This is a genomic window from Bacteroidota bacterium (genome assembly GCA_016713765.1).
GTDB lineage: Bacteria > Bacteroidota > Bacteroidia > AKYH767-A > 2013-40CM-41-45 > Pollutiaquabacter > Pollutiaquabacter aromativorans.
On record JADJON010000003.1, the window covers coordinates 794,234 to 806,696 of the forward strand.

General features: G+C 52.5%; 11 protein-coding genes, 1 tRNA gene and 1 pseudogene. 7 read left to right on the forward strand and 6 right to left on the reverse strand.

Going from position 1 to position 12,463, the window contains the following annotated elements; translation table 11 throughout:
* Positions 1-5: 5 nt before the first annotated feature.
* Positions 6-272, reverse strand: coding sequence for a DUF1844 domain-containing protein (locus tag IPJ96_14235; GenBank protein MBK7911475.1), 267 nt, complete (start codon positions 270-272; stop codon positions 6-8).
* 120 nt (positions 273-392) lie between these two features.
* On the opposite strand from IPJ96_14235, the gene IPJ96_14240 reads away from it, so the two are divergent.
* Positions 393-1,571 (forward strand): hypothetical protein, encoded by a 1,179-nt coding sequence (locus IPJ96_14240; protein MBK7911476.1) that lies wholly within the window; start codon positions 393-395, stop codon positions 1,569-1,571.
* A 6-nt stretch (positions 1,572-1,577) separates the two neighbouring features.
* Here the strand turns inward: IPJ96_14240 and IPJ96_14245 are convergent, their stop codons facing one another.
* On the reverse strand, positions 1,578-2,294 hold the full coding sequence (locus IPJ96_14245; protein MBK7911477.1) for a hypothetical protein: 717 nt from the start codon (positions 2,292-2,294) through the stop codon (positions 1,578-1,580).
* Between the two features lie 191 nt (positions 2,295-2,485).
* Here IPJ96_14245 and IPJ96_14250 point away from each other — a divergent pair, with 191 nt between their 5' ends.
* Positions 2,486-3,478, forward strand: a complete 993-nt coding sequence (locus IPJ96_14250) for an OmpA family protein (GenBank protein MBK7911478.1) — start codon at positions 2,486-2,488, stop codon at positions 3,476-3,478.
* Positions 3,479-3,576: 98 nt separating this feature from the next.
* Here the strand turns inward: IPJ96_14250 and IPJ96_14255 are convergent, their stop codons facing one another.
* Positions 3,577-4,578, reverse strand: coding sequence for a hypothetical protein (locus IPJ96_14255; protein MBK7911479.1), 1,002 nt, complete (start codon positions 4,576-4,578; stop codon positions 3,577-3,579).
* 217 nt (positions 4,579-4,795) lie between these two features.
* Here IPJ96_14255 and IPJ96_14260 point away from each other — a divergent pair, with 217 nt between their 5' ends.
* The 5 genes and pseudogenes from IPJ96_14260 to IPJ96_14280 all read left to right on the forward strand — a co-directional run bounded on the left by IPJ96_14260 (position 4,796) and on the right by IPJ96_14280 (position 10,138).
* Entirely contained in the window at positions 4,796-6,061 is a 1,266-nt protein-coding gene (locus IPJ96_14260) for an NAD(P)/FAD-dependent oxidoreductase (protein ID MBK7911480.1), read from the forward strand.
* Between the two features lie 34 nt (positions 6,062-6,095).
* Positions 6,096-6,698, forward strand: a complete 603-nt coding sequence (locus IPJ96_14265) for a YeeE/YedE family protein (protein ID MBK7911481.1) — start codon at positions 6,096-6,098, stop codon at positions 6,696-6,698.
* 147 nt (positions 6,699-6,845) lie between these two features.
* A pseudogene (locus IPJ96_14270) lies at positions 6,846-7,976 on the forward strand (IS630 family transposase).
* A gap of 78 nt (positions 7,977-8,054) precedes the next feature.
* On the forward strand, positions 8,055-8,468 hold the full coding sequence (locus tag IPJ96_14275; protein MBK7911482.1) for a YeeE/YedE family protein: 414 nt from the start codon (positions 8,055-8,057) through the stop codon (positions 8,466-8,468).
* A gap of 71 nt (positions 8,469-8,539) precedes the next feature.
* Positions 8,540-10,138, forward strand: coding sequence for a peptide chain release factor 3 (locus IPJ96_14280; GenBank protein MBK7911483.1), 1,599 nt, complete (start codon positions 8,540-8,542; stop codon positions 10,136-10,138).
* Positions 10,139-10,463: 325 nt separating this feature from the next.
* Here IPJ96_14280 and IPJ96_14285 read toward each other — a convergent pair whose 3' ends face one another.
* The 3 genes from IPJ96_14285 to IPJ96_14295 all read right to left on the reverse strand — a co-directional run bounded on the left by IPJ96_14285 (position 10,464) and on the right by IPJ96_14295 (position 12,401).
* Positions 10,464-11,933 carry a glycosyltransferase family 39 protein gene (locus tag IPJ96_14285; protein MBK7911484.1) on the reverse strand — a complete coding sequence of 490 codons (1,470 nt, stop codon included), beginning with the start codon at positions 11,931-11,933 and terminating at the stop codon, positions 10,464-10,466.
* Between the two features lie 126 nt (positions 11,934-12,059).
* Complete coding sequence (locus IPJ96_14290) at positions 12,060-12,314, reverse strand: GIY-YIG nuclease family protein (GenBank protein ID MBK7911485.1); 255 nt, start codon at positions 12,312-12,314, stop codon at positions 12,060-12,062.
* 15 nt (positions 12,315-12,329) lie between these two features.
* Positions 12,330-12,401, reverse strand: a tRNA-Arg gene (locus tag IPJ96_14295).
* Positions 12,402-12,463 lie beyond the last annotated feature (62 nt).

A 12,463-nucleotide genomic window follows, 5' to 3' on the forward strand; every position in this document is an offset into this window, starting at 1 on the left:
TTGGGTCAGTTAGCGCTGATCTTGTCTTTATTGACTTCGTCGACGTAATTCAGGCGGAGCTCGGTAAGGACCCCGTCCAACATACGTTGTTCCTCGTCGGTCAGTCTTCCGCTGGTCTTGTCTTTCAACATTTCCAACATTTCAATCGACTGCTTGGCCTGTCCCAGGTCGCGTTCGATCTTATCGGTAGCCGGATTCTTCAGCTTTCCGAGTGCGACCATTCCGGAGGAATGAAAGATATAAATCAGCTGAACGAAAGGAGGCAGCTGCATGTTACTTTTGGTGTTAATTAGCGTAAAAAACAAAGGTAATATTTTTTTAAAGCAGGCAAAGTTTGTCTTGCCCGGCACTTATTACCTTTTGCAACACTCATCATCGGACCAAAATCGGATATGGCGGCATCGAGGAAAAAGTACAGCCTGCGCAACCGTGTAGCCTTGCTGCGCAGTGGCGAACGCTACTTCGAGGTGCTGTTGCGGATGATCGCGGATGCCCGGCAGGAATTTCATCTGCAGACCTACATCCTGGAGCCCGATACCACCGGCCGTCTTGTGCTGGAAGCCTTGATCGCTGCAGCGGCAAGAGGGGTCGCCGTTTACATCCAGTTGGATGCATACGGTTCAGGAAAGCTGGATGACACCTTGTTGTCGGACCTTCGAAGTAAAGGCATCCGCATCCGGAAATACGGTCGGCTCATTTCCAGGGGAAAGCTGCACCTGGGGCGCAGGATGCATCACAAGATCACGGTCATGGACAACCATACCGCGCTCGTGGGCGGGATCAATATCTCCGACAATTACAGCGGTTGGAACGGCAAACCGCCCTGGCTCGATTATGCCGTGGTCGTACAGGGCGAAACCGCCCGCCAGCTCAATCGCATTTGCCGGAAACGCTGGAAAGACCCGGATCCGCAGCATGAACTTCCTTCCCGCGAGTCGGATCGAGTGCCGTTCGAGGGATTGTCAGCCAACGACCGCGTTCCCGTCCGGATCACACAGAACGACTTCCTGCGCCGTAAGCAGGAAACGGCGGCTTCGTACCGGCAGGCGATCCGACAAGCACGGAACAGCCTTGTGTTCGTCGGCGGCTACTTCCTGCCCGGCGGGCTTGCCCGACGACTCTTGAAAAAAGCGGCACGCCGGGGAGTAGCCATCAGCCTGATCGTCTCGGCGGAATCCGATGTGGGAGTGGTGCGGAACAGTCGACGCTACCTCTACGGCTGGCTGTTGCGCAACGGGATCCGGATCTTCGAATATCATCCGTCCAATGTGCATGGGAAACTGCTGTTGAAGGACAATAGCTTTGTCAGTATCGGGTCCTACGACCTGAACAACCTGAGTACCTATAGCAACATCGAACTCAACCTGGATATCCGCGATCTGGAATTCTCGGAAATCGTGCGGAGTGAATTGGAAGCGGTCGTTGCCGGATCGTGTCATGAAGTGACGCGGACCCAGCACGGACAGGAAGGCATTTTCAGGAAGTTCGTCGATTGGGCCTCGTACCAACTGGTCAAGACGCTGTTTATCCTCAGCGTATGGCTGGCAAACCGGGACGACCGGGACATCTGATCCGCCTCAGGCAGCGGTCGATAAGGCACGCACCAGGGCACGCTTGGCGATCGGCAGGAAGGTTTCGTCGAACGGCAGCAGGAACTCCGACTCGATCACGTAGGCTGCAGGGTTGGGCAGGTTCCGGTGGAAACGCAGGAGATCCGACTTGATCGATTCATACGTATTCAAAAGTCCCTTTTCATAGGTCGCTATATAACCGACCTGGATACCCCGGAAGCGTTCGTGCGGACTTTCGTATATGCTCAACTGGTATTCGTAAACGATCGTATCCGAAACATCGCCGGCACGCAGGAAAATATAACCCGCGTCTTTGTTCAACGGCAGAAGTCCTACCGGAAAAATCCGGCAATGTTCTTCGACAAAATCATAGATCTTCTTGCCTTCCCGTAGTGCAAGCTCCATCTGGGGAAGCGAAAAATCGATGATGCTGTTCAACTCCTGCATCAGGTTGTCGTCACGGATCAGCTTTTCGTACACCAGCCGGAATTCCTCCAGCCGTGCGCCGTTGAGCCGCTCGGGGAACTGCTGGTAGAGCTGATTCTTGTTGTCTTTCAATTGTCGCAGATCGCGGTAGTGCTCGATCAGATCGGCCAGGTGGGGATACAAGCGCTGCTCCGTGAACTGACCGGACACATGCTGCAGGTACGCCAACAACAGGTACTTCTTGTATTCGAAGTCGATGTGATGTTCGGTGATCCAGTTTTTATTCAACTGCCGCATAGGAGTATGGCTTATGACAGGTTCTACGAACACCCGTAAAACCGGGTTTCTCGGTCGGTATGTTGATAAACAACGTTTATCTACGGCGGGCATTGAAATCGCCCGACTAATTTTGGAAGGATAAAACTATCCTAATTTAAACGAAAATGAGGTCAAGGGCAAGAAATATCACGTGGATCCTCACAATTCCGATGGTAATCGCCATGTTTTGGGGGTGTGTTCCGGCACGACAACTGGAAGATTCCAAGGCACGCGAACAGCAGTGTCAGGAAGAGAACGCCAAGCTCAAGGACTCCAATCAGCAACTGAACACGGGCAACAACGAGCTCAAAGCCAATGTGGAGAAACTCAGCAAACAGGTCGGCGACCTGGTGGCCGACACGACCGAGCAGGGTCGTTCCTCGCGTCGACTGTCGGACCTGTACAACGAGCTGATGAAGTCATACGACAAACTGTTGGCCAACAACGAAAAGCTGCTTTCGGGTAATACGGAAGAAACCCGCAAACTGATCTCACAGCTCAACGATCTGCAGAAGGACCTTCAACTGAAGGAGGATCGTTTGCGCCGCGACTCCCTTGCTCTCCTCGAGCGGGAAGGCAAACTCGGCGAATTGCGCACCAGCCTGGAAGACCGGCAGCGCCGCGTCGACGAGCTTCAGGGCATCCTGGGCAAGAGCGACTCTACGGTCGGCGCACTGAAGAAAGCGGTCAGCGATGCCTTGCTGGGCTTTGAGAACAAAGGACTGACCGTGAAACAAGACGGCAGCCGGGTGTATGTCTCCATGGAAGAGCGCCTGCTTTTCGCTTCCGGAAGTACGGCCATCGAGAAAGAAGGTGAGAGCGCTTTGCAGGAGCTGGCCAAAGTGCTTGAGAAGAACCCCGACATCAACGTAACCGTCGAAGGGCATACCGATAACATCCCCATCAACGGTGTCCTGCCCAGTGGCGCGCGCGACAATTGGGAACTCTCCGTACTGCGCGCGACTTCTGTCACGAAGATCCTCCTGAAAGGAACGACCATCGATCCACTGCGTGTCACCGCAGCCGGTCGTGGCCCGTACATGCCGGTAGATCCGGCCAATACGACCGAAGCCAGGAAAAAGAACCGCAGAACGGAAGTGATCCTGAGTCCGAAGTTCGACGAATTGCTGAAAGTGCTCGAGCAACTCGGTCAACAGCAATAAAGCGGATCCGGCTTCAACGAAAAGCGAAAGGCTGCCCTTGTTCCTCAGGGCAGCCTTTTCCGCTATGAACGGAGCAGTTCAAGGTGTTTCATGTCAAGTTACTGTCCGTAGATACCTTTCTTCTTGTAGTAGAACTTCCAGGCAGCCTCCAGCGAGACGTAGGTAAATGAATCGTTCTTCGATGGATTACCGCGCGGACTGGTGACCGGACCGATGAAACCGTTCGTGCCACGGCCGGTCGGGTCGGAAATGTATTTCGCCAACTCGAAGGTCGCGTCGTCCGGGAAGGCCGCGCGAAGTTCTTCGTAGGTAGCGTAGCGACCACTCACATCATCGACGTAATCCGTGATCAGATAATAGTAATTGAATTCCGCCGAGAGGGTCAGCATCTTGTTGTAGTGATACCGGACGCCGAAGCCCGTCGGCACGCCGAGGTTGCACAGTTCGTACGGCGCCTTGCGGTGGATTTCGTTGTTATAGCCCTGTCCCTCGGTATAGAAATCACGCAGATTGGTTTCGTACTTCCCGTCTTTCTTGATCTCCTGCCCGATGCCCTGTGTATTCTGCGGAGCATTCCGGATGGTGCCATCGTTCCAGAAGTAGTAGCGATTGCTCAGATCCTGACTGCCGTTGAACAGGTCTGCTCGCGGTGTTCCGTAGTAGGCGCCGATACCGGCCATCACGAAAAAGCTCCAACGCGGCTTCCACAGCGGGGTGGCCTTGTTGGGGTAGATGTTGTAGGTAATGCCGACTTCGGTTCCGAAGAGGTCGTTTCGGAAACTCAGGCCGCGGAGGTAATTGCGCAGGTCCATGCCCTGCTTACCGTTCAGCGGTTTTGTCTCGTCGTACTGCAATCGGTGCCAACTCAGGCGCACCTGCAGGTCGAAGGTACTGTTGACCGAATTTCCGCCGCCGAGGAAATTTCGCAGCGTGACATTCGCGCCATTGCTCAGGGAGCTGAAGGGAAAATACTTCTCGTTGCCCAGGTCACCCATGTAATTGGTAACGCCGGTAGAGACTGCCACGACCGCGGCTTTCTGAGCGGCCACCTCCGTGAGCGAGAGGGGTACCAACAGGAGGAGAAGGAGAGCTTTCTTCATGACACACACACCTGTTTTAGAACAAGTCGTGGAAGATAACGGTTTTCCTGAAAGCTGCAACCCCGATTTTGGCGAACTAATCAAAAGGTCGGGTGATCGCATTTTCCCGTTATTTGAACGAATTTTCATATGTGACGAATTTCAGGTTCCTACGTGAGGATGGTCACATAGTAAAACCCATATCTGAACTTTCTTTGATGTACCAATTCAGCATATCATGAAAACCCATTATCAGGTACTCATCATCGGCGGCGGAACAGGCGGCATCATGACCGCAGCCCAATTCCGCCGGAAACGTCCTACGGCTTCCATCGCCATCGTGGAACCGAACGAGGATCACTGGTATCAGCCTGCCTGGACACTGGTGGGTGCCGGAACGTTCGATTTCGAAGCGACCCGCAGAAAGGAATCGACCGTGATACCGGCCGGGGTGGATTGGATCAAGGATAAGGCGACGGTTTTTCTTCCCGAAGAGAACAAGATCCGTACGGAGAAGTCGGGGGAAATCTCTTACGATTACCTGATCGTAAGCGCCGGCATTAAAATGGACATCGACGCCCTGCCGGGTTTGCGTGAAGCCTTGCAAACCGATTTCGTTTGCAGCAACTACCTCGACCCGCGGAAGACCTACCGGTTACTCAAGAATTTCAAAGGCGGCAACGCGATCTTCACCCAGCCTACCACCCCCATCCGCTGTGGCGGCGCACCACAGAAGATCATGTACATGGCCGAAGAATACCTTCGCAAGCATGGCTTGCGAGAGAAAACGAATATCCTCTTCGCCACGCCGGGTTCGGTCATCTTCGGTGTGAAGGAATTCGCCGACACGCTCAACAGTATCATCCGCAGTCGGAAAATCATCTTCAAACCCTTTTATGCTCCCGTACGGATCGATCCTGTCAAACGCGAGATCATCTTCAAATACGTCAACCCGAACGCGGCGATCGATCCGAACAGCCTCAACGGCAATCTCGGTGAAAGCCTGAACGATCAGGGCGAAGTGGTGATGAAATACGACTTGCTCCACCTGGCTCCGCCGCAGGCAGCACCCGACTTTATCCAGTCTTCTCCGTTTGCCTACCAGGACGGACCGAACAAAGGCTGGATGGAAGTCGACATCCACACGCTTCAACATCCCCGTTACCGGAACGTCTTCGGCGTCGGCGATGCCGCAGCACTTCCCACCGCCAAGACCGGAGCAGCCATTCGCAAGCAGGCCCCGGTGGTCGTAGGCAATATCATTCACCTGATGGAACACAAGCAGGAGGCGATGCAACAGTACTCCGGCTATTCCTCCTGCCCGATCGTCACCGGTTATGGCAAGATGCTCTTGTGCGAATTCAAATATGATAACGTCCGCGACAGCGATCCGTTCCTCAAACGGTTCGTGGACACGACGAAGGAACAATGGAGCATGTGGATCCTTAAAAAATACGGCCTGCCCTGGCTCTATTGGAATATGATGCTCAAAGGACGCATGTGAAGCTTATCTTGTTGTCCTCCCCAAATCACCCTATATGCTACTCAACATCCTGATTGACCTGAAGGATCTCATCTCCCAGCCGTGGCCCTGGTACGTGGCCGGCCCGATGCTGGCGATCCTCATGTTCATTCTCCTCTACTTCGGCCACGAATTCGGCATCTCGGAAAACTTCCGCATCATGTGCGCAGCCGACGGCGCGGACCAGTTGAACGAGTTCTTCAAGTTCGACTGGAAATCCGGTGGCTGGAACCTGATGGTCGCGCTGGGAGCGGTCTTCGGCGGGTACATCGTCTCGCACTACTTCCTTTCGCCTTCCGGCAACTACGCCAACGTTTCTCCGGCAACCGTCAACAGCCTGGAACAGCTCGGCTTCAAATTTGAGAACGGCAAGGTGCCCCTTGTACCCTACTTCTACGACTGGCAGTACCTCTTCACCTGGCGCGGATTCCTGATCATCGTCGGCGGAGGATTCCTCGTCGGCTTCGGAGCCCGTTACGCCGGCGGCTGTACCTCCGGACACGCCATCAGCGGCCTCTCCGCCCTCCAATTCCCGTCGCTCATCGCCGTCATCGGCTTCTTCCTCGGCGGATTGCTCATGACCTGGGTGGTGTTTCCGATGATGTTTCCGTGGAAGTGATGGGCGAGTGAACAGTGAACAGTGAACAGTAAACAGTGAATAGTGAATAGCGAATAGCGAATAGTATTGTAGTTACTAGTTACTAGTGTCATGTCAAGTGTAATATGACGCAAAATAAAATGTGTATTTTTGTCAAAACCTTATCCTATGACAAAATACACCATTCATCTAACCAAACCAGAACGCGAGGAACTGATGACCATCATTAATAAGGGTTCTCATTCTTCGCACACATTCAGAATCGCATACATTTTGTTGAATTGTGACCGGGGCAAGTTTGCTGAGCCCGTTACTAATGAACAGATCAGTACGGTATTGAAAGTGGGTATGCGAACCATTGATCGGGTAAAAAAGCGCTTTATAGAGGAAGGTCTTGAGAATACTTTGGAAAGAAAGCCCTCCACGCGCAATTATGAGAGAAAGGCTGACGGTGAAGTTGAAGCAAAGTTGGTGACCCTTTGTTGCAGCAAGCCACCAAAAGGCCAGGCCAAGTGGTCTTTGCGGCTTCTGGCAGACAAAATGGTCGAGTTAAATTATGTAGATAAAATCTCTCACGAAACGGTGCGAACCGTTTTAAAAAAACGACTTACGTCCCTGGAAGGTAAAAGGATGGGTTATTCCGCCAGAAGCTAACGCCGAGTTTGTTGCCAACATGGAGAAAGTACTGGATGTTTATAAAAGGCCTTATGACAAGGCGAATCCAGTTATCTGTATGGATGAATCTCCAAAACAACTTATCGCAGAAGCCCATCGAAGTATTGAAATGAAACCGGGACAGCCCGCCAAAGTTGACTACGATTACATTCGCCATGGAATGTGCAATGTTTTTATGGCGAATGAGCCCTTGAAAGGAAAACGATTCGTAGATGTAAAGGAGCAAAAACAAAAATTGACTGGGCAACCTTTGTAAAAAGAATTGCGGATGAATGGTATCCCAAAGCCAAGAAAATCACTTTGGTCATGGATAATTATAAAACTCACAGTCCAGGCGCTTTTTATGAAGCTTTTGAACCAACAGAAGCAAAGAGAATCTGGGATCGATTTGAATTTGTCTATACTCCGAAACATGGAAGTTGGCTCAACATGGCCGAAATAGAACTCAATGTCCTAAGTCGAAAATGCCTAAACAGACACATTCCCACAATGGAGGCGGTAACCGAGGAAGCGCTCGCATGGCAAATTGATCGGAATAAAAAAACGAAAGCAATCAACTGGCAGTTCACTACAAAAGATGCCCGCATAAAACTAAAGCGCCTTTATCCGTCAGTCCATGCTTGACATGACACTAGTTACTAGTTACTAGTTACTAATTACTAATTACTAATTACAAATAACAAATAACCATTCCCTCACCCCATGAAAATGTCCCGTTATATCCTGGTTGGTATGCTGCTGGGATTCATCCTTTATAAGAGCGAAGCGGTTTCCTGGTATCGGATCTTTGAAATGTTCCACTTCCAGAGTTTTCATATGTTCGGCATCATCGGTTCCGCCATTGTCTCCGGCATCATTGTCGTGCAGCTGATCAAGCGGGAGCATATGAAGAATGTCGAAGGACAGGAAATCACGATCAAAGACAAGAACAAAAGCGTACCGCGCTACCTGATCGGTGGCTTTATCTTCGGTTTGGGTTGGGCGCTTGCCGGTGCTTGTCCGGCCCCGATGTTCATCCTCCTGGGCAGCGGATACACCGTGTTTGTGGCCTACCTCCTGGCCGCTATGACGGGAACCTTCTGCTACGGATTGCTCCGCAAACGGCTACCCCATTGAGCCTTGCGGGCAAATGAGTACTTTCGCGCCGCGCCGGGAATTCCGGCGCGGCTTTTTTATCCTCCCGTTCCATGGAGCTCGAAAAGGAAATCGCGAAACGCCGGACTTTCGGCATCATCAGTCACCCCGACGCCGGTAAGACGACCCTCACCGAAAAATTCCTCCTCTTCGGCGGCGCGATCGTCACGGCCGGTGCGGTGAAGAGTAACAAGATCCGAAAAGCCGCTACCTCCGACTTCATGGAGATCGAGAAACAACGCGGTATCTCGGTTGCCACCTCGGTGATGGGCTTCGATTACCAGGGCCGGCGGGTCAACATCCTCGATACGCCCGGTCACAAGGACTTCGCCGAGGACACCTATCGTACGCTGACCGCCGTGGATTCGGTCATCCTGGTGATCGACTGTATCAAAGGTGTCGAAGAGCAAACGGAGAAACTCATGGCGGTCTGCCGCATGCGCAGTACGCCTGTGATCATCTTCATCAACAAGATGGACCGGGAAGGCAAGGATCCCTTCGACCTGCTCGACGAATTACAGGAGAAACTGCACATCCATGTCCGGCCGCTGAGCTGGCCGATCAGCCAGGGTGAAAGCTTCCAGGGGGTTTACAACCTCTACCGGAAAGAACTCAACCTCTTCGAAGCGCACAAGACGCGCATCGGCGAAAGCAAGGCGAAGATCTCGGACCTCGGCGATGAACAACTCGACGAATTGGTCGGAAAAAAATTCGCCGACAAACTGCGGGAAGACGTGCAACTGGTGGAAGGCGTCTTCGAACCCTTCGATACCGGCCTTTATCGCGATGGACTGCTCGCTCCCGTGTTCTTCGGAAGCGCGATCAACAACTTCGGTGTGCAGGAACTCCTGGAAACGTTTCTCGAGATCGCACCGAGTCCGCGTCCCCGCCCGACGGTGGAACGGGAAGTCTCCCCGACCGAGCAGAAATTCAGCGGCTTCGTATTCAAGATCCACGCGAACCTGGACCCGAACCATCGCGACCGGATCGCCTTCCTGCGTGTCTGCTCCGGAAAATTCGAGCGCAACACCTTCTACTGGCACACACGGCTCGACAAGAAAGTCCGCTTTTCCAACCCGACCAGCTTCATGGCGAACGAAAAATCGCTCATCGAAGAAGCCTATCCCGGCGATGTGGTCGGACTCTACGACAACGACATCTTCAAGATCGGCGATACCCTGACCGAAGGAGAAGAACTGCATTACAAGGGCATTCCCAATTTTTCGCCCGAGATCTTCCGCGAGTTGGAAAACAGGGACCCGTTCCGCACCAAGCAATTGGAAAAAGGCATCCAGCAACTCACCGAAGAAGGCGTCGCGCAGTTGTTCGTCCAGCAACCGGGTAACCGGAAGATCATCGGCACGGTGGGAGAACTGCAGTTTGATGTGATCAAGTTCCGCCTGGAGCACGAATACGGCGCCAAGTGCGATTTCCGTCCGCTCAATTTCACAAAGGCCTACTGGATCACCGCCGATTCACCGGCCGAGCTGCAACAGTTCATGACAAGCCGCGCCAGCTCGATCGTCTACGACAAAGAGAACCGTCCGGTCTTCCTGTCGGAAAGCGACTGGATGATGAAGATGATCAAACAAACCTTTGCGGCGATCCACTTTCATACCTCCTCGGAAGCGACGACGAAGGATGAAGAATAGTTCCGCGTTTCGGGTTCAGGGTTCAGGGTTCAGGATTCGTTGAACGTTTGAACGTTTAAACGTTGAAAATTGAAAGTTGAAAGTTGAAAGTTGGAAGTTGGAAGTTCGCCGACAGAAGGTGGGGCGAGGGACGAGGAATAGTTCCGCGTTTCGGGTTCCGGGTTCCGGGTTCGTTGAAAGTTTGAAAGTTTGGAAGTTTGAAAGTTTGAAAGTTCGCCGACAGAAGGTGGGATGAGGGACGAGGAACGAGGAAAAACAACCTTCATCCCATACTATTCGCTATTCACTATTCGCTATTCGCTACCCACTGTTTACTGTTCACTGTTCACTCAATGCGATATACATACGCCGTAAAATTCGCGTTGTGGTGATTGAGCCAGTGCATGACCTCGTCGACGAAGCTCGGATAAATGGTGGTTTCGTAGGTTAAACCCGGGAACTCCCGATTGAACGCGGCGACGCGCGCGTCGATATCGTCTTCCTGGTTAAAGACCACGTAATTCGGTCGGTGCGCCGGTATCCGGGCTGCCATTCTTGCTTTGAGCGTATCCATCGTGATCCCGCTGTGCAGCTCCAGCGGACTGGTCCAGTGTCGCAGGTAGAACAAAGGCGGCTGGGTGGTATAGTCGTGGTTGGTCTCTTCCACGATCAGCTCACGGAAGTCGGCTTTCCTGGAAAGATAAACCATCGCTTCTACCCTGCTGCGATGGGAATACGTCGTGGAAACAAACAGCAGCGGGGCCAGGTTCACCGACCAGAAGAAGATCCAGATGCCGCGGTAGAGTCGGGTGTTGCGCATCCAGAACTGCGAACCGGCATGGAAGGCCGACCAACCGATTGATCCGAGGATAATGACAAACGGAATGGCGGGCAGGATGAAGCGCTCTTGCTTATTCGGGAAGGACGAATGGAACAAGAGAAAAGCGAATGCAGGGAGGAAAAGCAACAGATGTTTCCGCCAGGAACGGAGGTAGCCGAACAACAGGAACAGGCTGACCGGCGGGATGAGGATCCCGGACAATAGCAGGATGTAATTGTACCAGCGCTGCACGCCGTAGGTCTCGGCGTTGTCGATGTTGTAGCGGATGTAGGCCATCAGCTCCATGAACGGCGTGCCCCAGATGATCATGTCGGTGACCATCTGCACCAACACGAGGCTTCCTACGAAGCCTGCACCCAACGCAAACGCCTGCCGCCAGCGGCGCAGGATCAACAAGGCGAGTCCCATGCCGCCGGAAAAAACGATCGTTTGGAACCGCACGCTGCACGCGAGTCCGAGTAAGAGTCCGGCCAGCAGCAGGGGTTTCCAACGTTGGTCGTGCTCTTCCCGCACGGCGATCACACTGGCGTACAACAGCGCCGGAATGCACACGAACTCCGCCAGGTTGCGGACGCTCATCATCGGCATGAAGAACAACATGCCCAGCAGCAGGCCCGCGATCTTTGCCGCGCCCTTTCCCTGCAGGCGGTCCGCCAGTCGATAACCCATCACCACGATGGTCATCGACAGGAGCGCATGGAGCAAGCGTACGACGTACATCTTCGCCTGCGGGTCGAACATGCCGATACCTTCAAGCAGGCGAAAAAGGAAGTAGTGCAATCCCGGATAAAGCAGGCTATGCCCCGTCGGTTCCGTGACCTGCGGACTGAGTGACGGGATCCAATAGTTGTAATCTCGTCCATCGACCCAGCTTTGCGCAGCCTCGATCACCAGGAAATGATCGTCGTGCATGCCATAGCCTTTGCTGAACAGGACAGCGAGCAGACGAAAAAATGCGGCACCGATAAGGATCAATGCGAGCGGGGCACTATTCCATAATTTTTGGATATAGTTCGTTAATGTCATGTTTGATGCAATCTACAAAAGTGAATAAAACTGGCACCAAATCCTTCGAGGCAAGTAATTCTCAATCACGAATTCTCAGTGAATCTGAAATACAAGTAATCTCTTCAATGCCTCTTTACCTGAGCCACTTTTAAAGAACTTTTCACGATCACGTGCTTTCGCCCTATCCACACACTTTTCCGAATAAACCAATTCCCATGGGCGATACCCTTTTGTAGATTTTGTTGATCCCATGTTATGTTGATTCAACCGCTTGGCAACATTCTCTGACATACCAACATATATTCGACCATCCTTCAAACTACGAATCGCATAAACAAAATACTCCATATGAATAAAACTATGCAGCCCCGACAGGAATCGAACCTGTATCAAAAGTTTAGGAAACTTCTATTCTATCCGTTGAACTACGGGGCCGTTGATTACTTATTTCCCCTGTCAAAGTTTAGAAACTTCCCTGCCTAACGGCAGGCAGGTAT